The sequence below is a fragment of the Paenibacillus sp. KACC 21273 genome (assembly GCF_028736095.1).
Classification (GTDB): Bacteria; Bacillota; Bacilli; order Paenibacillales; family Paenibacillaceae; genus Saccharibacillus; species Saccharibacillus kyungheensis.
On record NZ_CP117876.1, the window covers coordinates 1,797,645 to 1,822,830 of the forward strand.

Genomic DNA, 25,186 nt, shown 5'->3' on the forward strand with positions numbered 1-25,186 from the left:
AGAATAAGTCAACATAGAATGCTACAGCATCATGAATGAAGAAGTGGCTAATACGGTACTGATTTTGGGTTGATCTACTGTAACCGGAAGGGATTGTTGAACGTGTTTTAAATACGTATTCAGTCGATCTTCTAGCAATGTTTGTGTAATCTGCGCTTGATACTGTTTGAAAGCTTCTTCTTTATTGATAGCAGTGTGTTCTAATTGATACAAATCAAAACCTTGCTTTGTCTCGATAAATATTGGTTTTGAAGCATCATCAGTATTTCTGAGCTTCATAATTAGTTCATTTTGATACGAATTTTGCGAGGTATTGCTATCAGGTGTAATAGTCTCTGCTATTTTTTGAGGTAGTTTGTATTTGTTTTGAATCATAGTAAGACTCATATTTTGTTGTAGATCTTGTGTGATTTGTTGTAAAGTAGTTGCTTTCTGTTGCTGAGTAGAAGGGATATGAAGCTTGGTCATTTCGTACGTAGTCGCATTAACCGTCCAATCTGCTTGATGAGCATTAAAGTAGGCATAAGCGTCTTTGTTATCAATATAAAGAGGGTCATTTGGAGATTGGCTTAATTTCTTTTTCAGTTCTGTTCGGAGAGAGGTTAGTAAGTGAGAATAATACGATTGTGGTGTAAAAGAAGTTAATCCATATACAATTTCACCACGCGATATCGCCTCGGTACGACTTTTGTTTTCGGTATTCATTGCTTGAATAATATCTGCATAATCGATATGTTCGATCAAATGCTGCTGTTTGCCAACAATTAATAATGTTTTGTCTTTTACAATTTGAGCTAACGCTTGTTGCTGTAACTGATCCATAGGTGTTGTTCCGTCAACTTTTTTGTACCAATCTTCTTTGCTAAGTGGACGTTGGTATTTGGTTTGAAATTCATTTTGTATTTTAGGACGTAATTGTTGCATATAAAAGGTTAATTCTTGTTGACTGATAGCATGTTCATCGACTGTGGCAACTTTATCATTGGAGTTAAACATATACAGCATAACAGTTAGAAGTGTACCCCCTACGATAAATAAACCTGTGATTAATAACAAAAACGATTTGGTGTTTACTGCTTTTTTGCTCATCATTTATCCCTCCTTTAGTGTTACAAAATGAATGTATGAATAAGTTTATTATACGTTTGCCATTTAGATTAGAATTTATCTTTATTGCTATGTATTTTAGATTTATTGCTTTAAAATAAATAATATGACTAAATATTGTGAACATTGGGTTCATAGGATGTAAAGAATTGTTTATAAAGGTGGATGATTTTAGAATGAAGAGGTGATAATGATGAATAGTGGAGGACATTTGTCTACGATCGATGTTCATTCGTATGTCAATGCGGAGTTAATTTATATTAACAAATCGGATACGGATGGAGAAAATTGGGTCACGATGAAGCATTCACACCATTTTGTTGAATTTTTTTATGTGACGAGTGGAAGAGGCGAATTTCTAGTAGAGGATAAGAGATTTGCAATCAAAAAAAATGATGTAATCGTTATTAATCCCAATGTTGAACATACGGAAATTTCAGATACGCATCAGTTGCTTGAATATATTGTTATTGGAATTCATGGCATTTCACTGGTAAATGAAGAAAATCCTTTTTCTTATCTTAAAATAGATGATGTGAACAACAGTATTTTATTTTATGTGCATCAACTTTTTGAAGAATACAATGCCAGACAGTATGCTTATGAAGAAATAGGCAGACATCTGATCCGTATTTTGCTTTATCTTATTTTGCGTAAAAAGTCTGTATCATTGCATGTAGAACCTTCCCAAAAAGTAAATCGTGAGATCGCTCTTGTACGCAATTTTATCGATATTCATTTCAAAAAAGATATTACGCTAGATGTATTAGCCAGTGAAGCACATATTAATAAATACTATCTATCTCATGCTTTTAAAAAAACATACGATATATCGCCACTTAAATATTTGTCTACGGTTAGAATCAATACAGCTAAATTTTTGCTAGAATCTACGAATTATTCGATTTTGGATATCTCCGAAATTGTAGGATTTAAATCGCAATCGTATTTTTCCCAACTATTTAAAAAAGAAATAGGTCTATCTCCGATGGATTATCGCAAAGAATGTTCACCTTTGTTGTAAGGTATTTAGCCGAAAAATCGTTGTTTTATCGCTAAATATAGTGAACTTTATGTATTAAAGATACCATTTTTGGAAAAGCACTTCTAATCTGTTCTCGGCTTATGCTATGATAATAAAGACAACTAAGTTAGAGGGTTGTCCACTTTATATACAGAAACGAGATGAATTTCATGAGCGTAACCGAGATTAGGACGGTCGATATGGCCGAAGTCTTGACAAGCGCCTATGAATTAGGCGATATGATCAACAATTCTATCGAAGTCGCGAATTACCTATATTGGGAAGAGCGTATGCTGGCTCACCCGGAAGTTATAAGCTTGATGCACAAGCTTAACAGCAAAAAAGAATTATTTGAAGAAACACAACGGTTTGGACATTTTCATCCCAACTTCCATGAAGCCAAAGAACAGGTAGAAGCTGTTCAACGAGAAATGGAACAAATAGAAGCAGTATGGCGCTTTAAAGATGCTGAGGAAAAATTGGATCAAATGTTATACGAAATGTCAGAGTTGATAGCACATTCGGTCTCTGAAAGTATTAAAGTTCCAAGCAATAACCCTTTACCGAAAGGAGGCGGATGTGGTAGTGGAGGATCATGTGGATGCAGTTGAGAACGAGCAACAAGAAAATGTAACACAGCAACCAGAAGAACAAGAATTAGCACTGCCTTCACGTATGGGCTACATTATCTGGGTTAATGATGTTAAAGCAGCACGCAATCTTGAAAAATATGGCTGTGTTCATTATATTTCACGTCGCATGCATTATGTAGTTATGTATTTGTACACTGAAAAAGCAGAAGAAACACTCAAAAATATCCGTCGTCTTTCTTACGTGCGCAAAGTTGAACGATCTTATCGAAATGAGATCAAAACGGAATATACCAAAGCGGTACCTGATCAGACTCAATTTTACGGTATTTAATCAAGTATTTTGAAATGAGCAGTTCTGACTACCATTTATCAGCGACCTTTAATGGTCGCTTTTTTATATTTTATTGTAGGAAACGGTTTCATTTAACAGCGTTTAAAGGTATGTACTAAGTATTATTTATGATAATTTTGAAGATTTATCATTTATGGGTTAAAGAAACGTTACTCCCTGTCGATATAATATTTAGTGGGACTACAGAACTGTAAGGTTGCAAAGACAAATATTGAATTTAAATCAATTTACTTTAAAAATTAAAGAAATTTAGTGAAATGAGTTAAAAAATGGTAGCTTTTTCGTCTTGTGTAGGGCGAACGATGTATATATCTTAATAGGTATAAATACTTAGACGGAAAGACCCATACAGAATGGGGAGTGAATAGTTAATGAGAGATAAAGTAATGGAACGTTGGAGCACGTATGAACCTTTTCACGTAGAACTTGGCGAGAAAAAAGTTGCAGATATCGTAATTACGAATCATGCTATTAGTCGTTATAACGACCGTATCGCTAAGGCTCAGACTAAACCTGAAGAAATTGCTTCATTTATGTGGGAAACGCTTAAACAAAATCGTATTGTGTCGTATTATCGTAAAGAAGAAGATGTATATTTAATTGATGAAGACCTTGTTGTTGTTGCTGAATTTGCTGATCTACCAGGTGAATACGATCTTACAGGTAACCCACTGCACAAAATGATTATCGTTACATTTTTGGGTAAAATGTCGGAAACGATTGAGCTTCGCGATCTTAAATCTTACTATTCATGGTTAAGACACTCTCGTCGGATGACTTTGATCAAAAACAGTCGTAAACGCAAATAAGCTTTGTATATCGAAAGCAGATGTGCCTAATAGAAAAGAAGACATAGCGTTGTATTAGGAGTTTGCGTAAACATGCAATATTCATAAAACGACTCACATATCTAATCATAATACTTTTGAAAAGAAGCGGCTGTTAAAGCGAGCTTCTTTTTTGTATGCTGATTTGAAAATGGTACAATATATACATAGCAAGGAGGGGGAACGGTAGTGGCATTTAATTTTCATCAATTACACATTTTTTATACAGTTGCTGAGCGTGGCAGTTTCTCAGCGGCGGCGCAAGCTCTTCATATGACGCAACCGGCAGTCACAATGCAAGTGCAGTCTTTAGAAGATCATTTTGGCACCAAATTGTTCAATCGGACGACCAAGCGCATTGAGTTGTCTGAAGCAGGTCATGCGTTAATGCCGTTCGCTTCGCAAGGGATTCATCTGATGCGGGAAACCGATGCAGTCATGTCCAGATTTACCGATAGTCTAGCGGGGCGATTAGTGTTAGGTGCAAGTAATACGATTGGTGAGTACGTATTACCTCGTCTGCTCGGTCCACTGGGTCAGCAATATCCGCATATGAAAGTCATGCTTAAAGTGATGAATACCACTCAAATCTTAGATGAAATTAGTCGTAATCAGCTAGATTTTGGATTGATCGAAGCGCCTGTTGAACATCCCGATATGACGATTAAGCCTGTGATGCAAGATGAACTCAAACTCATTGTACCCGGCAACCATCCTCTGGCTGATCAAGAGATTGTGCAATTAACAGATGTGTTGAAGTATCCATTTGTGTTACGTGAAAAAGGCTCCGGAACTCGCCAAGTGATGGAAGAAGAGCTAATTAGACATCAAGTCGATCTTTCTCAAATTCAGACAGTGATGGAATTAGGGAGTACAGGAGCAGTAAAATCTGCTGTAGAAGCTAGACTCGGCATTACGATTTTATCACCATCATCGGTTAAGCATGAAGTCACTTTAGGATTACTGAAAGTATTAACTATTGAAAATGTTTCGTTTCAACGGCAATTTTATTCGATTCATCTTAAATCTACATTATTGACTATTCCGGCAGTCACTTTTTTACAATTTGTACAAGAGTATGAGTGGGTGTGAATATAGAAGTGTAATAGATAGGTAGAAGCAATAACATAGGAGTGATTAGATAATGGATAATTCTCAAGAAGAACGTTATGCAGATTTGCATACTCATAGTCAGGCATCAGACGGTATGAATACACCAACGCAAAATATAAAGTTAGCAGTAGAAGCAGGTCTGGGTGCAATTGCTGTAACCGATCATGATACGGTGGCTGGTGTAGCCGAAGCGATAGAAGCAGGCAAGCAATATGATATTGAAGTGATTGCTGGTGTAGAAATTAGCACTAGAGAAGATAATAAAGATATTCATATTCTCGGTTATTACCTTAATACAGAAGATCCTCAATTACTAGAACGTCTGCAAGGACTACGCGAAGTTCGAGACAATCGTAACGTACAAATTTTGCAAAAGTTACGTGATCTGGGCGTAGAGATTACGATGGATGAAGTCATTCAACAATTAGGCAGAGAATTAATGCCTGATGAAAGTATCGGTCGTCCGCATATGGCTGATGTGTTGGTAGCGAAAGGATATGCTGTTGATCTAAAAGATGCTTTTAACAAGTATCTAGCAGAAGGAGCGGCTGCATATGTCTCTCCACCACGTATTACAGCTTCTGATGCAGCGGTATGGATTCGTGAAGCCAATGGAGTTCCTGTAATGGCACATCCGGGTATTTATGGTGATGATGCATTAGTAGAGCGTATTCTAGATAACAGTTCTATAGCAGGCTTAGAAGTGTATCATTCCGATCATTCTGCTGAAGATGAGCAACGATATCTGGAAATAGCCCAACGCCGAGATCTAATAGTTACCGGTGGCTCTGATTATCATGGAGAGCGTCAAGGAAAAGTATTTCATGGCCCATTAGGTGGCAAAAATGTACCGATGTCTACCTTAACTCAATTGCGCCAATTACAGACAGCTATCGAGACAGGGATTACAGCAGAATAATCATTATGCATTAATCACAGTGGAATAATAGCAAAAACATTAGATATAGTTGTAAGAAAAACGGCTGGATGATCACCTGTAATAGGTGTAGTCCAGCCGTTCTTTGTTTGATTTCAACATAGGAGCCTATTTAAAGCATACTTTATTGAAGCATACCTATCCTATAGTCAGACGAGCATTACGATTTGATCGTGCTTTCCAAGCTTTTAACTACCTCTTCTTCAGGAGTGATAAACAGCGTAGTCTGTTGTTCGTAAATCACAAATCCCGGCTTGGCTCCACTTGGCTTACGTACATGACGAATAAGAGTGTAATCTACAGGCACACTACTAGACTCTTTAGCCTGACTAAAATAAGCGGCAAGCTGAGCAGCTTCTGCTAATGTAGCTTCGCCAAATTGTTGATTACGGATAACTACATGAGAACCCGGAATATCTTTGGTGTGTAACCAAGTATCATTCGAGTGAGCTAATTTGTTCGTAATATAATCATTTTGCAAATTATTTTTCCCTACATACATTTCGATACCTTCACTGGAAGTGTAGACATGAAGAGTAGGGCGATTGTCTTTGCGTTTCTTTTTGGCACGTTTATTACGATTACGTACATACCCTTGTTCAGCTAATTCTTCACGAATCTCATCAATATCTTGCAGTGAAGCACTACCTAGCTGTTGGAGTAACGAATCCAAATATTGAATTTCAGCATGTGTTTTGATTAATTGTTGATCAATTACAGCAAGACTGTTTTTATATTTGTTATAACGTTTGAAATAGCGCTGTGCATTATCAGACGGTGTTAATTGTGGATCAAGAGTAATCGTGATTGGACGCTGTTCTTCATCATAGAAGTTAATCAATTCGATCTGCTTGTCACCACGTTTTAGTTCATGGAGAGAAGCAAATAATAGTTCTCCTTGAATACGGAACTTTTCAGCGCCTTCAGCTTCTTTAATATCTTTTTGCAAATTATCCAATTTTTTAATATTTTTGCTACGTTCATTTTGGAGAAAACGCAACAGATCGCTTGTTTTTTGCTTAACCGTATCGCGTTCAGCTTTGTCACCATAATAAGCTTCGATACATTGGCTAATCGAATCATAGTGCTTTTCTTCTTCTTGAATCAATGTTAAAGGAACTGCTGAAAATACAATTTTGCCTTGTGCATTGAGACCGCTCACCGGAGCAAATTCCCCTTTGGATACTTGCTCCATTAAGCTGGAAAATGCTTGCCAGATATACGGTACATCTGGATAAGTGTTTTCATTTTCTCCATTAGCGCTAATATCAGCTTGTTGAGCACGATAGACAATTTCTTCGGCAATCAATGGGCTTAGACCGCTAAATGTATTCAATAGAAAACGAGCAGGAGGATCGATATTTTCACGATGCTTCTCCATGAATTGTTGTTCACTGGTTTCTAAAGGATTTAATTTGTGCTGATCTGGTGGTTCTACATAGCTAAATCCAGGCATAATCACACGATAGCTACTGATTGCCGGTGTAATATGATGAATTCCGTCCAGTATCGTATTGGTTGCAGGATCGATCACAATCATATTACTATGACGACCCATAATTTCAATAATCAATCGTTTGAAAGAAACATCGCCTAATTCATCCCGCTGACGTACATTGAAATGAATTACACGTTCCATACCTACCTGTTCAATCGATTCAATAATAGCACCTTCACAATGCTTGCGAAGCAACATACAGAACATAGGTGCTTCTTGTGGATTCATAAAGGATTGCTCGGTAAATTGAACACGTGGATAGGTAGGATTAACGCTTAAAATTAATTTGCGATTCCCGCGCTGTGCACGAATCTGAAAAACAATATCATTACCTGTCGGTTGGTGAATTTTATTAATACGTGCGCCTTGCAGAGATTGAAGCTCATGAACAATCGCACGGGTAACAATGCCATCTAATGCCATATCGAGTATTCTCCTATTCTTACTATCATAATCATCTTCTATCATGCCACAAAGCCATAGCAATTTATAGTGCCATCATGTATGCTTACCCAATAGAACGTGTTTTTCGGAGGAGAGAATCAATATGGAATTTACAAAAATGAATGGTCTGGGCAATGATTTTATCATCGTCTATGGAGAGCCATCCTTACCAGCAAATGTAGCAGAATTAGCGATTAAGCATTGCAATCGTTACTTTGGTATTGGTGCAGATGGATTGGTTTATATTTTGCCGTCTGCGAATGCAGATTTTATGATGAGAATTATTAATTCAGATGGATCAGAAGCAGAACAATGTGGGAATGCGATTCGTTGTGTTGCCAAATATGTGTATGATCGTGGCTTGACGCCTCATACTGAAATCACGATAGAAACGATGGGTGCAGGAGTTCAATCGGTTACTGTGCAAGCTGAAGACGGGATAGCCCATACAGTTCGTGTCGATATGGGAGAGCCTATTTTGGATAGTACGTTAATTCCTGTAGCAATCGAAGGCAATCCAGTAATCAATCAAGAGATAGAAGTGGAAGATCAGATTTTCCATTTTACAGCGGTATCTATGGGTAATCCTCACTGCGTTATTTATGTAGAAGATGCTGTGAATATCGATCTGAATAAATGGGGACCACTACTTGAAAATCATCCATTATTCCCGCGTAAAGTCAATGTAGAATTTACAACGGTGCAAAGTCGTGATCGAATGGACATGCGTGTATGGGAACGAGGAGCAGGGCCGACACTTGCGTGTGGAACAGGAGCTTGTGCGACATTGGTTTCTTCTGTACTGAATGGATATTCTGATCGTACTGGGTATGTCTCGCTTAAAGGTGGAGACTTATATATTGAATGGGATGAGTCCAGTAACAAAGTATATATGACCGGCCCTGCGGCTACTGTATACACTGGAGAAACAACCGAATAATATGCTTGTTACGCGTCTGGTTATATAATTTAACTATACCACCGTTCAGACGTCTTATAGATCGTTTTTATATGATACATTAGAACGTAAATGACATACAGTGGGGTGGACTATACAATGAAGCCAGATTTGCGTTCCAAATGGACAGATCATGTAATTATAGGCGATGGAGCAATGGGAACCTATTTGTACCAATTAGGATTTCCTGTAGGTATTTCTTATGAAGAATTGAATTTGATTCGTCCACATATTATAGAAGATGTACATCGTCAATATGTAGCTGCTGGTGCTCAAATGATCGAAACGAATACATTTTCTGCTAATTATGACCGATTATCTAAATATGGGCTTGAGCATAAAGTAGATGAAATTAATCGCGCAGGTGTACGGATCGCCCGGGCAGCAGCTGGTGATCAAGCTTATGTTGTCGGTTCAGTAGGTGCGATTCGCAATGGTAAACGAACCAATATTCCGCGGTCTGAATTACGTCAGCATTTTAGACAACAAGTATCGTCTTTGTTAGAAGAAGGCGTAGACGGAATTTTGTTAGAAACGTTTTTTGAAGTAGAAGAGCTAGCAATTGCTTTACGGCAAGTACGCAAACTGACTGATATTCCAGTGATGTGTCAATTAACGGTAGAAGATGCGATTCGGACGCTGGATGGGTTTGCTTTGCCAGATGCGTTTGCTTTACTGACTGATGCGGGTGCAGATATGGTAGGGCTGAACTGTCGTGTAGGCCCTAACGGAACACTTCATGCACTGGAAGCAGTTCAAGGTAAAGTATCTTTGCCATTATCAGTCTATCCTGATGCAGGAGTAGCGGATTATGTAGATGGTGAGTATCGCTATGGAGCAAGTCCGGCTTATTTTGGTCAGCGTAGTATTCGATTTGCCGAATTAGGAGCACGAGTGATCGGCGGATGCTGTGGAACAACACCTGAACATATCGCCGCTATTGCCAGAGCGTTAGAAGGATATGTACCGGAGAAGTTAGACTTTTCCAATGTCCAGACACCGACTCCTCAAATTAGTGTAACGATAGAGAACGCTATTATGGATGAAAGCGATCGTAATGGAGAAGATGTACCACCGACACTGGTAGATCTGGTGCGTGAACGTCCAACAGTGATTGTAGAACTTGATCCACCTCGTGATCTTGATATTACACGCTTTCTCAAAGGGGCAGCCGCACTTAAAGAAGCTGGAGTAGATGCGCTAACTCTAGCAGATAATTCGCTTGCGGTGACTCGTATGAGTAATATGGCGCTCGGACATATTGTGCAACGTGAAGCAGGGATTCGTCCGTTGATTCATATCGCTTGTCGTGATCGTAATATGATTGGTAGTCAATCTCATATGATGGGATTCGATGCTCTCGGTATTGATCATGTACTGGCTGTGACCGGCGATCCGTCTAAATTTGGTGATTTGCCTGGAGCAAGTTCTGTCTACGATATGACTTCATTTGATATGATCAAAATGATTAAGCAATTGAATGAAGGTATCGCATTCTCAGGCAAACCGCTCAAACAACGTGCCAAATTTGTAGTAGGCGCCGCCTTTAACCCGAATGTCAAACATCTGGATAAAGCAGTTGTTCGTCTGGAAAAGAAAATTGCGGCTGGTGCTGATTATATTATGACTCAACCTGTCTATAATGTGCAGTTGATCGCTGATATTCGGGAAGCAACCAAACATTTAGATATTCCTATTTTTATAGGCATTATGCCTCTCGCTAGTGGACGTAATGCAGAATATCTTCATAATGAAGTACCTGGTATTCAATTATCCGATGAAGTACGCGGACGGATGGCAGGATTGGAAGGCGAAGAAGGCAGAGCCACAGGCGTAATCATTGCCAAAGAATTGCTGGATGTCGCTATGGAACATTTTAACGGAATTTATATTATGACTCCGTTTATGTTTTATGATATGAGTGTACAGCTAACTGAATATATATGGGCAAAAGCAAAGCGCCGTCCAAACCCCTTGTTTCACAATAGATAATCAATTACAATAGGATAACGGATGTGATGCCGATGTCATTCAGTATGACCGGATACGGTCAGTCCGCCGTGCAATTTGGCGGCTACAAAGTCCAGATTGAAGTCAAATCCGTCAACCATCGTTATTGCGAAATTATGATGCGTTTACCACGTGAATGGGGTCAAATGGAGGACAGTCTCAAAAGGCTGATTCAAGATGCGATCAAGCGTGGACGGATAGATGTATTTATGAACAAAGAGCAAGATACAGGGCAAGTTCCGTCTTTGAAGCTCAACCATGCTAACGTTCAGTCTTACTTACAAGCCGGTCAAGAGCTTACAGAGCGTTATGGTGTGAATGGAAATTTGGATATCAATCAATTGCTTGCATTACCAGGAGTCATGACTACCGAGCAACCTTCGGAATTGGCAGATGAAGAAGAACAAGCACAGTGGCAACAGATTCTTGGACAAGGACTACAAGAAGCACTTCAAAATTTACTGCAAATGCGTGCACGAGAAGGGATTCATTTAGCTAACGATTTGCGGGAGCGGCTGAATCTGCTAGAGCAGTATTATCGCAGTATGTGTGAATTGGCGCCTACTGTAGTAGAAGAACATCGCATACGTCTAAAACAGCGATTATCTGAACTTCAGGATGGAAGTTATCATTGGGACGATTCCAGAATTAGCATGGAGATAGCTGTATTTGCAGATCGTTCTAATATTGACGAAGAATTGACGCGTTTGAACAGTCATTTTCAGCAGTGCAAATTATTGCTAGAAAGTAATGATGCAATCGGGCGTAGGCTTGATTTTTTGATTCAAGAAATGAATAGAGAAGTGAATACGATTGGTTCCAAAGCGAATCATCTGGCTCTCGTGAATCATGTCGTCGAGATGAAAGCGGAACTGGAAAAGATCCGTGAACAAGCCGCAAATTTGGAATGAATGCAAGTCAGCGACCTCATTTCGGCGTAAATGAGTCAAATGTATAGGGGGAAAAACCTGAAGATGGCCATCAAACTTATCAATATTGGCTTCGGAAATATTGTATCCGCGAATCGGATTATTTCTATAGTAAGCCCTGAGTCTGCACCAATCAAAAGAATTATTCAGGAAGCACGCGATCGTCATATGCTCATTGATGCCACATATGGTCGTCGTACCCGTGCTGTTATCATTACAGATAGCGATCATGTGATTCTTTCCGCAGTGCAACCGGAAACTGTAGCACATCGCTTATCGACTAAAGATGATGATCACGACGAATAAACAAAAAGAGGCTGTTGATCAATCCACTATGCACCGGACGACGCAACAGCCTAAAATGGAGTGTACCATGTCTAAAGGATTATTATTTGTGTTATCCGGCCCTTCCGGTGTCGGTAAAGGAACGGTATGCAGTGCTCTTCGGACGCGTATGCCTGAATTGATCTATTCTGTATCTGCAACCACACGCCAGCCTCGTGCAGGTGAAGTGGATGGAGTGAACTATTTTTTCAAAAGCCATGAGCAATTTCAAGAAATGATCTTAAACGATCGTTTGTTAGAACATGCAGAATATGTAGGCAACTTTTATGGAACACCACGTGATTTTGTAGAAGATACGCTGAATGCGGGTAACGATATTTTCCTTGAAATCGAAGTGCAAGGTGCTTTGAAAGTCATGGAGAAGTTTCCAGAAGGCGTATTTATATTTTTGACTCCACCTTCGTTTGAAGAATTGGAACAACGTCTGCATGGACGTGGAACCGAAACCGTAGATACGATTATGAATCGAATGACGGTAGCTGCTGACGAGTTGGAATTAATGAAGCATTATGATTACTCTGTAGTCAATGATGAAATTGATCTAGCGTGTATGCGAATCCAGAGTATTATTGTCGCAGAACATTGTAAGATTACAAAATAAGTCCTGTGAAATAAATTTCGCAGAACACGAAGAGGTGTGTGTATCTAATGTTATATCCTTCTATTGATGAAATGATGACTAAAGTCGACAGTAAGTACTCGCTTGTTGTTGCAGCTTCCCGTCGTGCTAGACAACTACGTGAAGGTAGTGTTAGTGAATTGAAAGATGCTCATGCGAGCAAATATGTAGGGATTGCATTAGAAGAAATCTATAACGATATTCTTCGTATCGAACGCAGAACTGAAACAGAGTATGACGACGAAAAATAAGTAACAGGCTACGGTAAAGGGGCCCGCTATAGAAGCTTAATTAAATACGGACCCCTGCGCCACTTGCTAACAACCGAAAGGTTGTTATTTTTTTTGAAAATATACTAAAACGATGGAATAGATTCCCCTTTTACGATAAAAAGCGGTATAATAAAGGGATGAATAATTGCAAAAATTAAACGAAAGCGGGGAAATAGAGATGCTGCAAGGTAAAAAGATTGTGCTGGGGATTACTGGCGGAATCGCTGCTTACAAAGCGGCAGCGTTGTGTAGCGGATTGGTAAAACAAGGGGCAGATGTGCATGTCATTATGACACGTTCTGCTTCCAAATTTATTACCGAACTTACATTACAGACGCTCTCTCGTAACCCGGTTCATATAGATACATTTGACGAACGTGATCCAGAAGTAGTCACCCATATTAACCTGGCTGATCTAGCTGATCTGGTATTAATTGCTCCAGCCACTGCCAATACAATTGCTAAAATGGCACATGGATTAGCAGATGATATGTTGTCTTCCACATTGCTTGCCACAACAGCTCCAATTATGGTCGCACCGGCAATGAATGTGCATATGTATCAGCATCCAGCAGTTGTACAAAATATGAATACACTGGTTAGTCGTGGTGTGTTGATGATTGAGCCAGGAAGTGGCATGTTGGCTTGTGGTTATGTCGGCAAAGGGCGTTTGGAAGAACCGGAGACGATTATTAAAGTAGTACAAGATTTTTTTCAAGCTCAAGCACACCGCAATCAGTTACGTCAGGTGTTAGCAGGTAAAAAAGTGACCGTTACCGCAGGTGCAACAGTAGAACGAATCGATCCTGTTCGTTTTATTACCAATGATTCCTCTGGCAAAATGGGAATTGCGATTGCCAAAGCTGCTCGCGATATGGGGGCATCGGTACGATTGATTGCAGGAACAGTACAAGTACCTTTACCTGAAGGTATAGAAACGGTGCGTGTTCAATCTGCTCAAGACATGTATGAAGCAGTATTAGGCGAATGGAATCATACTGATATTATGATTCAAACAGCAGCGGTAGCCGATTATCGCCCGCGAAATGTGTACGAGACCAAAATGAAGAAAAAAGACGAAGGGCTTACACTAGAATTGGAAAAAACAGTCGATATTCTGGAAAGTCTAGGTCAACGTAAACAGGGGCAATTTTTGATTGGCTTTGCCGCAGAAACGAATGATGTCGCTGAACATGCTATGGGCAAATTAAAACGTAAAAACTGTGATCTATTAGTCGCTAATGATGTCACCGCAGTTGGAGCTGGATTTGGCACAGATACGAATCTTGTTCAGATTTATGATGCACAGGGATTAGTAGTGGATCTGCCGTTAATGAGTAAAGATGAAGTTGCCATACAATTGCTAAGTATTGTAGCCAAACGGTTGAATGGAGTGTCTACCTTATGACTCTTATTGCTCAGGTGATTGTTGATGTACCTAGCCGGGGCACAGATCGTCCATTTGATTATATCGTGCCAGAATCGATGCGAGGATGGTTAGAAGTAGGAAGTCGTGTAGGTGTTCCTTTTGGCCCGCGTACATTGCAAGGATTCGTGATTGGATTAAGTGGAACATCTGAGACACCAGCAAATAAGCTCAAATCATTACAAGAATTACTGGATCTTGTACCTCCATTGTCCGAAGAATTGGTTGAATTGTCTGAATGGATGAGTGCCAAATATGCGTGTCACCGGATTACTGCACTTCAATCTATGTTACCTGCGGCTTTGAAAGGAAAAGCAGAACGGTATATTCGAGTCGCTGAACGTGAATCTTGGGTGGGAGAAGATTCTCTTTTTGATGCTACAGAGTCATTATTAACCGACGAAGAAGAACAGATTGTCTCTCATATTCAAAAGCAACAAGAAGTGCGGATGGAATTGTTAAGTCGTCGGTTTGGCGAACAAGCGCATATTATTAAATCGTTGTTGCAACGTGGCATTTTATTAGAAAGCCGTAGTATACGCGATAAAGTGCAAAAGAAAACAGTCCGAACTGTTTCTTTGCATTTGCCAGAAGATGAGATTCGTACTATTATCGAAGAATTTCCAGCCAAAGCCAAGCGTCAGCAAGAAGTACTGACTTATATTGCAGATACCGGTGGCGATGTACCACTCAAAGAAATCATGACAGTGCTTGGCGTCACAGCCAGCACAGTGAAAGCTCTAGCGGACAAAGGATATATCGCTATTATAGATATGGAAGTGTATCGTGATCCTTATCAAGATCGCAACTTTACACCGAGTACACCATTTACGCTCACAGATGAACAACAGCAAGTATATAACTCGATTATCAGCCGTATTAATAAACGTGAACAAGGCGAGTATTTAATTCATGGGATTACAGGTAGTGGGAAAACAGAAGTGTATTTGCAATGTATTCAGCGTGTGATCGAACAAGATCGACAAGCGATTATGCTTGTACCTGAAATTGCACTGACTCCGCAGATGGTTGAGCGGTTTAAAGGTCGTTTTGGTGATCGTGTAGCTGTGATGCATAGCCGATTGTCTAGTGGTGAACGTTATGATGAATGGCGCAAAATTCGTGAAGGTAAATCTCAAGTCGCGATTGGTGCGCGTTCAGCGATCTTTGCTCCTTTTTCCAATCTAGGCTTAATTATTATGGATGAAGAGCATGAGACGTCATATAAGCAAGAAGAAAGTCCCAAGTATCATGCGCGTGATGTAGCGATTCATCGTGCTCATCAGCATAATGCTGTTGTCATTCTAGGTTCAGCTACCCCTTCACTGGAAAGTTATTATGCAGCTCGATCGCAAGCGAATGATGAATTTATGCCAACATTATTGGAAATTCATGGACGGGCACTTGGAAGCGAACTTCCAGCCGTAGAGATTATTGATATGCGTGAAGAGTTAAAAGAAGGCAATCGCTCGATGTTCAGTCGACCTCTTCATCAAGCAATTGAAGATCGGCTAGAGAAAAAGCAACAGATTGTTTTACTGCTTAATCGGCGTGGACATTCTACATTTGTGATGTGTCGTACGTGCGGTTATGTCGCAGAATGTCCAAATTGTGATATCTCGCTCACCTATCATCAGCGTTCTAATAGTCTACGTTGTCACTATTGTGGTCATGCTGAACCTGCTCCGCAAATATGTCCGGAATGTGGTAGTGAACATATTCGTTATTTTGGCACAGGAACACAGCGTGTCGAAGAAGAATTGGCGAAATTATTTCCCGGTATTCGAGTAGTGCGAATGGATGTTGATACAACCACGCAAAAAGGATCACATGAGAAATTATTAAATCAATTTCGCGATAAAAAAGCAGATTTACTGTTAGGTACACAAATGGTAGCCAAAGGATTGGATTTTCCAGATGTTACGTTAGTAGGTGTCATTGCAGCCGATTCAGCGCTACATTTACCTGATTTCCGCGCAGCTGAGAAAACGTTCCAACTACTGACTCAGGTAGCAGGACGAGCAGGTCGTCATCATTTACCGGGTGAAGTGATTGTACAGACGTATAATCCAGAGCATTATTCAGTAATTCATGCGAGCCGTCACGATTACGGGTCTTTTGTGCGTGAAGAATTGAAGCATCGTCAGACACTGGGGTATCCACCCTATTGTCGCTTAGCCTTGATTACTTTTTCACATGAAAAATTAGCCTTATTAGTACGTATCGCTGAAAATTATACACAGATGATTAAAGATCAAGCTTCTAAATTAGGTTGGTTAGGTAGTCTAGAACGATTTTCAAATGAAGCATTGGATGTATTAGGTCCTGTCGCTTCTCCAATACCACGCTTAAAAAATAGATACCGATTCCAATGTATGATAAAATGGCGTGGAGATATGGACGTTGCCAAGCTTGCTGAGCATGTGGCAGAACAATTGCAAGATAGTGTACGTGATAAAGAGTTATTAATCAGTATTGATGTAGATCCACAAGTATTAATGTAACAGGATCGAATGTACATGTAGAGAGATAATATAAAGGACGGGATAAAGAATGGCTATACGTATTATTGTAACGGAACCGGATGAAGTGCTTCACAAAAAAGCAAAAGAAGTGACCAAAATTACACCGAATGTACAGAAGTTGTTAACCGATATGGCAGACACAATGTACGATGCAGACGGGGTAGGTCTTGCTGCGCCACAAGTCGGTATTTTGAAACGTTTGATCGTAGTAGATGTAGGCGATGATAATGGATTAATCGAACTTATTAATCCTGAAATTATAGAAAGTAACGGCGAGCAACTAGGTTCAGAAGGTTGTCTTAGTATTCCCGGTCTTAACGGTCAAGTTCGTCGTGCTTTGGAAGTAACGGTCAAAGGATTAGATCGCAATGGTGAAGAAGTGACAATTACAGGTCGTGATCTATTAGCACGTGCTTTTCAGCATGAGATCGATCACTTGAACGGTGTACTATTTACCGATATTGCAGAACGTGTCTATGACCGTAAGCTAGACGAGGAAGGGGAATAAGTCTATCGTGAACATTGCATTTATGGGAACGCCCGATTTTGCTGTGCATAGCTTAAATGTTCTGATTGAAGAAGGCATGAATGTAGTCTGTGTCGTGACTCAACCGGATCGTCCTCAAGGTCGTAAAAAAGTATTAACACCTACTCCTGTCAAAGCAGCAGCGGTAGAACATGGTATTCCAGTACTTCAACCGCAACGGATGAGAAATCCTGAATCTATCGCTGAACTTGCAGCGTATAAGCCAGATTTGATCGTTACGGCGGCTTTTGGTCAGATTTTACCGAAAGCTGTATTGGATCTACCACGCTTAGGTTGTGTAAATATTCATGGATCATTGTTGCCCAAATATCGCGGAGGTGCACCTATTCAGCGTTGTATTATCAATGGTGAAACGGTAACAGGCATTACGCTTATGTATATGGCAGAGGGTCTAGATACAGGAGATATGATCTCGAAGATCGAAGTGCCGATTACAGATGAAGATACATCCGGTACTTTATTTGCCAAAATGAGTGAAGCAGGAGCAACGATTCTGCGTCGAGAATTGCCACGACTGCTAGAAGGTAAAGTAGAAGCAGAACCGCAAAATGATGACGAATCCACCTATGCTCCGAATTTGACTCGTGAAGATGAACAATTGGATTGGTCGAAAACCAGTCGTGAATTATACAATCAAGTTCGTGGTCTTGTGCCGTTCTCCGGTGGATTTACATTATGGAATGGCGAAGTATTCAAAGTATGGAAAATAAGCAAGCCTACGACGGATGCTACATTAAAAGGGGCAGCACTAGAAGCTGTACCGGGTACAGTTCTGGAATTATTGCCAGAAGGTATTGTTGTTCGTACAGGCGATAGCACAGTTACATTGACAGAGATTCAACCTGCGGGCAAAAAAGCACTACAAGCGTCTGACTTTGTACGCGGCACGTCAATGACTAAAGGTACGGTGCTCGGGTGAATAATCAAAATAATAGTCATAACAACAAATCCAAACGTCAACCGAATGCAGATAGCCCGTTAGCGAATAACACTAAGACCAAGTCTGATCCGAAAAGCAAATCGGTTCGTCCAACTACTGCTCGTGAAGTGGCTTTGGAAGTATTAACAGCAGTGGAAGAAGAGGGTTCTTATAGTAATCTTGTATTGAATCAAATGCTCAATCGTATTCGTCTAGAACGTGCAGATATTGGACTGGCTACAGAGTTAGTCTATGGTACCATTTCACGTCTGAATACCATTGATTATTTTCTTGGGCAATTTGTGGCGAAAGGTTTAAATAAGCTTCAACCGTGGGTACGTAATTTGTTACGGTTTAGCTTTTATCAAATCTATTATCTTGATCGTATTCCTGCTCATGCGGCGGTAAACGAAGCGGTTAATATCGCGAAACGTCGTGGACATCAAGGCATATCAGGTATGGTAAATGGCGTATTGCGTAATGTAATTCGTCGCCGGGAAGAATTAGTGATTCCTCAAGATTTGCCACCTGCGAAAAGAATAGCATTGCAACACTCATTCCCTGAATGGATGGTAGCACGCTGGATCAAGCAATATGATGAAGCAACCGCTGAACAAATCTGTATTTCGAATAACGAAGCACCATCGGTAAGTATTCGTGTGAATACGCATCGCACTTCTCGTACAGCAATGTTGGAATTGCTGCAAAATGAAGGATATGATGTAGAAATTTCTCCATTATCTCCAGATGGTATTCTGGTGCATGGTGGCGGGAATATGGCATTAACATCATGGTATCAAGACGGATTAATTTCAGTACAAGATGAAAGTTCTATGCTCGTTGCTGAAGCAGTGCAAGCGGAATCTGGTATGAATGTATTGGATTGTTGCGCCGCTCCAGGAGGCAAAAGTGTACATCTAGCTGAAAAAATGAATAATAGTGGTCATATTGTCGCTAACGATATTCATGAACATAAGCGTCAGTTAGTGGATGATCAAGCAGAACGATTGCAACTATCTATTATTGAGACAACCGTTGGGGATGCGTTAACATTAACAGAACGTTATCCTGCCGAGTCTTTTGACCGAATCTTATTAGATGCTCCATGTTCAGGTCTAGGGGTTATTCGCCGTAAACCTGATCTTAAATGGAATAAAAGTATGGCAGATATCAAAGAAATCGTACAATTACAACAACAACTGTTGCAGAATATTTCTACATTACTTAAGCCAAATGGCATTATGGTGTACAGTACATGTACGATTGAACGTAGTGAGAATGAAGCGATTGTAGAATCTTTTTTACAGCAAAATAAACAGTTTGAATTAGTTCCTTTTGCACCTGTAAATACGAATCATGCTCAAACAGGGATTCAAATTTTACCGCAAGATTTCCATTCGGATGGATTCTATATTGCTGCACTACGTAAAATCAGTATGTAATCTAGTTTATTCTGATCTTCTAAATAGACACGATAAAAGTGGCTTGTTACTTATGGAGAGTATAGTTATCCTGAGTAAAGCCACTTTTGCTGTGTTTAGAAATAAATGCTAATCTATAATCAACCGATATAAAAAATATAGTAACAAATAGTAACGATATCTTAATGAACAGACCCTTTAGGGTTTGATTGTTTTATGCTAGAATAGTAAGGATGAAATTCAATGTTGACCGTCATATGATCCATTGTATCAAAAAAATGAAAAGAATTTGAGAATAGGTGTGATAATTGTAATGAAACCTTTTATATATGATTATGCTTTGGAAGATCTACAGAACTGGGCAAAGGAAAATAATGAGCCTGCTTTCCGCGCAGGACAAATTTTTGACTGGCTGTATGTGAAGCGTGTGACTTCGTTTGAGGAAATGACTAACCTTTCCAAGGAACTTCGCGCTAAACTAAACGACCAGTTTTCTTTTGTTATGTTAGATGAGATTACTAAAATGCAGTCTAAAGATGGTACGGTTAAATTTTTGTTTGGTCTGCATGATGCTCATGCGATCGAGACTGTTATTATGCGTCACAACTACGGAAATAGTATCTGTGTAACCACACAGGTAGGTTGCCGTATCGGTTGTACATTCTGTGCATCTACATTGGGCGGATTGAAACGTAATCTTACAGCAGGTGAGATTGTGGCTCAGGTTGTTCAAGCACAGAAGATTTTGGATGAAACGAATGAGCGTGTAAGCAGTATTGTAATCATGGGTTCCGGTGAACCGTTTGAAAATTATGAAGCAACAATGACTTTTTTACGGATTATGATTCATGAAAAAGGATTGAATATCGGGCAACGTCATATCACTGTTTCTACAAGTGGAATCGTGCCGAATATTTATAAATTTGCAGATGAAGATACACAGATTAACCTAGCGATTTCTATTCATGCACCGAACGATAAGTTGCGTTCTAAATTGATGCCGGTTAACCGTCGTTTTCCTTTTGATGATGTGATGGAATCTCTTCGTTATTATTTGAACAAAACCGGTCGCCGGATTACGTTTGAATATGCGTTGATTGGTGGCGTTAATGATCAGCCTGAACATGCAGAAGAATTAGCAGATGTTCTCAAAACTATGATGTGTCATGTCAATTTGATTCCTGTTAACTATGTTCCAGAACGTGATTATGTGCGTACCCCGCGCAAAGATATTTTTGAATTCCAGCGTATTTTATCTGACAAAGGTGTGAATGTAACGATTCGTCGTGAGCAAGGACACGATATCGCTGCTGCTTGTGGACAGCTACGAGCGAAACACATGGAGTCGACTGCGAGGTGATCACATTTGATTAGAACAGCGCAACATAGTGATAGGGGACACGTTCGACAAGTGAATGAAGATTCAGTATGGATCGGTTCTATTCAACAGGAATATACACTAGGTATAGTCGCAGATGGAATGGGTGGACATCGTGCAGGCGATACAGCAAGTCAACTGGCTGTGCAGACCATTATCGGTGATCTGCAAGGGCTAGAAGCTGGCTTATCGCTAGAAGCTTGTCGTGCTGCTTTACATGATGCGATTTTACATGCGAATAATGTTGTTTTTCATACTGCTCAAATGGACGACAGTTACCACAATATGGGGACGACTGTTGTAGCTGTATTGCTACGCGGTGATAGCGGCATTATCGGTCATATCGGTGATAGCCGCGCTTATTTGGTAGGCGAAGAAGAATTACGTCTATTAACGCAAGATCATACACTGGTTAATGAATTGCTCAAAAATCATCAGATTACTCAAGAAGAAGCAGCTGTGCATCCTCGTCGCAATGTGTTAACACGTGCACTGGGTACAGATGCAGAAGTCGTTGTAGAAATAGACGATATTCAGCTTAAAATCGGTGAAGTGCTTTTGCTATGTAGTGATGGATTAACGAATATGATTGGTAATCAACAGATCGAAACGGTTGCTCTGGCAGGTATTGCACTTGAAGAACGTGCGAAGCATCTAGTAGCTCTAGCACTTGAAGCTGGTGGCGAAGATAATATTACTGTTGCCCTATTCGAAATGGATGACTCTACGGCAGAGTTGAGCACGAAGGGGTGGGAACAATGATCGGACATACGCTAGGCGGCCGTTATGAAGTCATCGAGGAAATCGGTGGCGGCGGTATGGCGCTTGTATACAATGCGCGTGATGTGCTGCTTAATCGTCATGTTGCCATCAAAGTTTTGCGCCAGCAATTTGTATATGATGAAGAATTTATTCGCCGTTTTCGTCGGGAAGCTCAATCAGCGGCATCCTTATCACATCCTAATGTGGTTAGCATCTATGATGTTGGACAAGAAGGCGATATTCACTATATCGTGATGGAATATGTACAAGGTTACAATTTGAATGAAGTGATCAAAGAACGTGCTCCTTTGCCTGTGGATGAAGCGATCCGAATTGCTTCTCAGATTTGCGATGCACTTGATCATGCACATCATAATCAGATTATTCACCGTGATATCAAGCCACATAATATTTTGATCGGTCGTAATGGACGGGTGAAAGTAACTGATTTTGGTATTGCTCGTGCGGTGACTTCTACCACGATTACACAGACAGGTTCTGTTGTCGGTTCAGTGCATTATTTTTCACCTGAACATGCTAAAGGTGTAGCTACCGGTGAAAAGTCTGATCTGTATTCGCTCGGGATTGTGTTGTATCAAATGCTGACTGGGCGACTTCCTTTTCTCGGTGAAAGCCCGATTAGTGTAGCGCTTAAGCATTTACAAGATGAATTCGAAGAACCGCGGTTAATCAATCCGTTGATTCCGCAAAGTGTAGAAAATATCATTTTGAAGTCGATGCGTAAAAGCCCTTCAGAACGATACAATTCTGCTCATGAAATGTTACAAGATCTAGATACGTGTCTGTTACCAGAACGTCGTAGTGAAACGAAAGTGTATTTCCCAACAATAGATGATGAAGAGCAGACACGCGTCATATCAGCGATTCGTCCGACTTCGATTCCTGTAGGAGATGATGATCGTAAGTCAGATCGTGAAATGTCACGATCTTCTGCTCCTGCGAAGCAACAGCGCAAATGGGTAAAACCAACCATCTGGATATCGGCGGTTGTGATTCTATTGGTATTGATGGGTCTTGCAACAATGTATGTACGTTCTACTCTCGATGTAGCCGAGGTGGCTGTACCCAATATAGTTAACCAAACGCAAGCTAGCGCTGAAAGTATGCTAGAGGCGCAAGGATTAGTTAGAGGTCAAGTAACAAGTGAATACAAAGAAGGACAGCCTGCTGGTATCGTTATCGCCCAGAGTAAAGACGCGGGAACGATGGTCAAACAAGGAGCTTCTATTGATATTACAGTCACCGCTGAAAAAGAATTATCCAAAATGCCTGATCTAAATGCCAAAACGTATGAAGATGCACGTAAATTGTTGCTAGCAGAAGGATTTAAAGAAGATCAGATTACACGTGTCGATGAAAATAATGATAGTGTCGATAGTGGAACTGTATTTGATCAGACACCTGGTGCAAATGCAGATGTTGATCCTGCAACAACAACAGTCACTGTAACTGTAAGTAAAGGAACAGCGACGGCTTCTGTACCTGATCTCACAGGGATGAGTCAGTCTGATGCTCAATCCAAATTATCTTCAAATGGATTTACTGTAGGAGATGTAGGACAAGAGACAAGTTATACCGTAGCTAGCGGTAAAGTAACTCGTCAAAATCCTGCTTCTGGTAATTCATTAAGTAAAGGAAGTAAAGTATCGTTCTGGGTGAGTTCTGGATATCCACCAGAAGCATTTGACTTTACGTATTCTGTATCTATTCCACCAGCAACAGCAGGCAAATCTAGTAAAATCAATATCAAATACACTGATGCTACTGGTGAAAATAAAGATTGGGGAACCAAAACAATCAGTTCACGTCAATCTCTAAAAGTGAATATGGTGTTAGGACCTAATCGTGATGGTGCAGTATCGATCTATCGTGATGGCGAATTTATTGATACGTATGCGATTGGATACAATGAAGCGAAGCAAGGCAGTGTACAGGAGACCGTTATCGAACCAGACGCTCCTGTTGAAGTTCCACCGGTCGATAACAGTGGAAATACGGGCACAGGAACAGGAACTGATGATCCTGCTGTAGATCCACCAACAGACGGTCAAGGAACTACCCCAACAGATCCAGCTACAGATGGAACTACTCCGACAGATCCGACAACAGAAGAAGGATCAACAGATGGTGGAACGACCAGTACACCGTAATGTATTGATCATTCATAAAAGATTACCAATTAATGAACAAAAAAAGAAATAAGCTTTATCCATGAGGGGACGGAATCACATGCTACAAGGCTTAATCGTCAAAGCTTTAAGCGGCTATTATTATGTGCAACAACAAGTCGATGATATAGCCTCGGGCGGGGATCACCGGAAAACAGTTCAGTGTCGTGGACGCGGTATTCTTAAGAAAAAAGGAATTGCGCCATTAGTTGGCGATCAAGTACTGTATTCGTTAACAGAAAATGGAGAAGGCACAGTAGAAGAAATATTGCCTAGAAAAACAGAGTTGATTCGTCCACCTGTAGCTAATATTGAGCAAGCTGTGCTCCTTTTTTCGGTCAAAGAACCTGATTTGAGTCTGCATTTATTAGATAAATTTCTTGTTCATGTAGAAGATGCGAATCTAGAACCTTTGATTTGTTTTAGCAAAATGGATCTAATCGATCCAGAAGATACGCAAACGTTGACTGAAGTAGAGCAAGCACGTCAACTATATGAACAAATTGGTTATAAAGTAATTTTGACCAGTGCTGAAGATGGCTCTGGTACCGCAGCAATTCGTGCCGAATTATCAAATCGACTGAGTATGTTTGCAGGACAATCCGGTGTGGGTAAATCTTCTTTACTGAATGCTATTATTCCGGGAAGTACAATCAATACAAGCGAGATTAGTATGCGTCTAGGACGTGGACGGCATACGACACGCCATGTCGAGCTCATTGAGCTTGATGGTGGCGGTTATGTAGCAGATACTCCGGGATTCAGTCAAATGAACTTTACACAGCTCGGTGTGGACTTAGAAGACCTGGGATCATGTTTCCGTGAGTTCAATGAATACTCGGACGGTTGTAAGTTCCGTGGATGTACTCATTTGCATGAACCGGGCTGTAAAGTAACCGAAGCTTTGGCTAACGGTGAAATTGCAGAAAGTCGCTATAAGCACTATCAATTATTTTATCAAGAAATGAAAGATGAAAAACGGAGGTATTGA

23 protein-coding genes are annotated in these 25,186 nt (G+C 40.2%); 21 read left to right on the forward strand and 2 right to left on the reverse strand.

Going from position 1 to position 25,186, the window contains the following annotated elements; all coding sequences use genetic code 11:
- Positions 1 to 21 precede the first annotated feature (21 nt).
- Positions 22 to 1,089: a SurA N-terminal domain-containing protein gene (locus tag PQ460_RS08155; protein ID WP_274172314.1), complete on the reverse strand. Its 1,068-nt coding sequence runs from the start codon at positions 1,087 to 1,089 to the stop codon at positions 22 to 24.
- 211 nt (positions 1,090 to 1,300) lie between these two features.
- On the opposite strand from PQ460_RS08155, the gene PQ460_RS08160 reads away from it, so the two are divergent.
- The 6 genes from PQ460_RS08160 (at position 1,301) to PQ460_RS08185 (ending at position 5,935) form a co-directional block, all read left to right on the forward strand.
- Entirely contained in the window at positions 1,301 to 2,131 is an 831-nt protein-coding gene (locus tag PQ460_RS08160) for a helix-turn-helix transcriptional regulator (RefSeq protein WP_274172315.1), read from the forward strand.
- Positions 2,132 to 2,301: 170 nt separating this feature from the next.
- Positions 2,302 to 2,742 carry a YlbF/YmcA family competence regulator gene (locus PQ460_RS08165; protein ID WP_273613019.1) on the forward strand — a complete coding sequence of 147 codons (441 nt, stop codon included), beginning with the start codon at positions 2,302 to 2,304 and terminating at the stop codon, positions 2,740 to 2,742.
- A gap of 64 nt (positions 2,743 to 2,806) precedes the next feature.
- Positions 2,807 to 3,055 (forward strand): YlbG family protein, encoded by a 249-nt coding sequence (locus PQ460_RS08170; protein ID WP_069329121.1) that lies wholly within the window; start codon positions 2,807 to 2,809, stop codon positions 3,053 to 3,055.
- Between the two features lie 392 nt (positions 3,056 to 3,447).
- Positions 3,448 to 3,885: a hypothetical protein gene (locus PQ460_RS08175; protein WP_273613018.1), complete on the forward strand. Its 438-nt coding sequence runs from the start codon at positions 3,448 to 3,450 to the stop codon at positions 3,883 to 3,885.
- A 207-nt stretch (positions 3,886 to 4,092) separates the two neighbouring features.
- On the forward strand, positions 4,093 to 4,995 hold the full coding sequence (locus PQ460_RS08180; RefSeq protein WP_274172316.1) for a selenium metabolism-associated LysR family transcriptional regulator: 903 nt from the start codon (positions 4,093 to 4,095) through the stop codon (positions 4,993 to 4,995).
- Between the two features lie 52 nt (positions 4,996 to 5,047).
- On the forward strand, positions 5,048 to 5,935 hold the full coding sequence (locus PQ460_RS08185; protein WP_273613016.1) for a PHP domain-containing protein: 888 nt from the start codon (positions 5,048 to 5,050) through the stop codon (positions 5,933 to 5,935).
- A 178-nt stretch (positions 5,936 to 6,113) separates the two neighbouring features.
- On the opposite strand, the gene PQ460_RS08190 is transcribed toward PQ460_RS08185, so the two are convergent.
- A complete protein-coding gene (locus PQ460_RS08190; RefSeq protein WP_274172317.1) occupies positions 6,114 to 7,874 on the reverse strand; it encodes an Rqc2 family fibronectin-binding protein in 1,761 nt (586 codons plus the stop codon).
- A 124-nt stretch (positions 7,875 to 7,998) separates the two neighbouring features.
- On the opposite strand from PQ460_RS08190, the gene dapF reads away from it, so the two are divergent.
- The 15 genes from dapF (at position 7,999) to rsgA (ending at position 25,186) form a co-directional block, all read left to right on the forward strand.
- The gene (gene dapF, locus PQ460_RS08195) at positions 7,999 to 8,835 is read left to right on the forward strand and encodes a diaminopimelate epimerase (protein ID WP_274172318.1); all 837 of its coding nucleotides are present in this window, start codon (positions 7,999 to 8,001) and stop codon (positions 8,833 to 8,835) included.
- A gap of 117 nt (positions 8,836 to 8,952) precedes the next feature.
- Positions 8,953 to 10,845, forward strand: coding sequence for a bifunctional homocysteine S-methyltransferase/methylenetetrahydrofolate reductase (locus PQ460_RS08200; protein ID WP_274172319.1), 1,893 nt, complete (start codon positions 8,953 to 8,955; stop codon positions 10,843 to 10,845).
- A gap of 32 nt (positions 10,846 to 10,877) precedes the next feature.
- The gene (locus PQ460_RS08205) at positions 10,878 to 11,774 is read left to right on the forward strand and encodes a YicC/YloC family endoribonuclease (RefSeq protein ID WP_273616331.1); all 897 of its coding nucleotides are present in this window, start codon (positions 10,878 to 10,880) and stop codon (positions 11,772 to 11,774) included.
- Between the two features lie 63 nt (positions 11,775 to 11,837).
- Complete coding sequence (remA, locus tag PQ460_RS08210; protein ID WP_020615370.1) at positions 11,838 to 12,098, forward strand: extracellular matrix/biofilm regulator RemA; 261 nt, start codon at positions 11,838 to 11,840, stop codon at positions 12,096 to 12,098.
- Between the two features lie 67 nt (positions 12,099 to 12,165).
- A complete protein-coding gene (gmk, locus tag PQ460_RS08215) occupies positions 12,166 to 12,738 on the forward strand; it encodes a guanylate kinase (protein ID WP_273613012.1) in 573 nt (190 codons plus the stop codon).
- A gap of 47 nt (positions 12,739 to 12,785) precedes the next feature.
- Positions 12,786 to 13,007: a DNA-directed RNA polymerase subunit omega gene (gene rpoZ, locus PQ460_RS08220; protein ID WP_204823367.1), complete on the forward strand. Its 222-nt coding sequence runs from the start codon at positions 12,786 to 12,788 to the stop codon at positions 13,005 to 13,007.
- Positions 13,008 to 13,206: 199 nt separating this feature from the next.
- Positions 13,207 to 14,436, forward strand: coding sequence for a bifunctional phosphopantothenoylcysteine decarboxylase/phosphopantothenate--cysteine ligase CoaBC (coaBC, locus tag PQ460_RS08225; protein WP_274172320.1), 1,230 nt, complete (start codon positions 13,207 to 13,209; stop codon positions 14,434 to 14,436).
- Entirely contained in the window at positions 14,433 to 16,958 is a 2,526-nt protein-coding gene (gene priA, locus PQ460_RS08230; RefSeq protein WP_274172321.1) for a primosomal protein N', read from the forward strand. The genes coaBC and priA overlap by 4 nt, the downstream gene beginning before the upstream one ends.
- A gap of 49 nt (positions 16,959 to 17,007) precedes the next feature.
- On the forward strand, positions 17,008 to 17,487 hold the full coding sequence (def, locus tag PQ460_RS08235; protein ID WP_274172322.1) for a peptide deformylase: 480 nt from the start codon (positions 17,008 to 17,010) through the stop codon (positions 17,485 to 17,487).
- A 7-nt stretch (positions 17,488 to 17,494) separates the two neighbouring features.
- Positions 17,495 to 18,445, forward strand: coding sequence for a methionyl-tRNA formyltransferase (gene fmt, locus PQ460_RS08240; RefSeq protein WP_274172323.1), 951 nt, complete (start codon positions 17,495 to 17,497; stop codon positions 18,443 to 18,445).
- On the forward strand, positions 18,442 to 19,887 hold the full coding sequence (gene rsmB, locus PQ460_RS08245; protein ID WP_443147194.1) for a 16S rRNA (cytosine(967)-C(5))-methyltransferase RsmB: 1,446 nt from the start codon (positions 18,442 to 18,444) through the stop codon (positions 19,885 to 19,887). The genes fmt and rsmB overlap by 4 nt, the downstream gene beginning before the upstream one ends.
- Before the next feature lie 292 nt (positions 19,888 to 20,179).
- The gene (rlmN, locus tag PQ460_RS08250) at positions 20,180 to 21,226 is read left to right on the forward strand and encodes a dual-specificity RNA methyltransferase RlmN (RefSeq protein ID WP_273613006.1); all 1,047 of its coding nucleotides are present in this window, start codon (positions 20,180 to 20,182) and stop codon (positions 21,224 to 21,226) included.
- Positions 21,227 to 21,232: 6 nt separating this feature from the next.
- The gene (locus tag PQ460_RS08255; RefSeq protein ID WP_274172324.1) at positions 21,233 to 22,006 is read left to right on the forward strand and encodes a Stp1/IreP family PP2C-type Ser/Thr phosphatase; all 774 of its coding nucleotides are present in this window, start codon (positions 21,233 to 21,235) and stop codon (positions 22,004 to 22,006) included.
- The gene (pknB, locus tag PQ460_RS08260; protein WP_274172325.1) at positions 22,003 to 24,177 is read left to right on the forward strand and encodes a Stk1 family PASTA domain-containing Ser/Thr kinase; all 2,175 of its coding nucleotides are present in this window, start codon (positions 22,003 to 22,005) and stop codon (positions 24,175 to 24,177) included. Before PQ460_RS08255 ends, pknB begins: the two co-directional genes overlap by 4 nt.
- Positions 24,178 to 24,256: 79 nt before the next feature.
- Positions 24,257 to 25,186, forward strand: a complete 930-nt coding sequence (gene rsgA / locus PQ460_RS08265; protein ID WP_273613003.1) for a ribosome small subunit-dependent GTPase A — start codon at positions 24,257 to 24,259, stop codon at positions 25,184 to 25,186.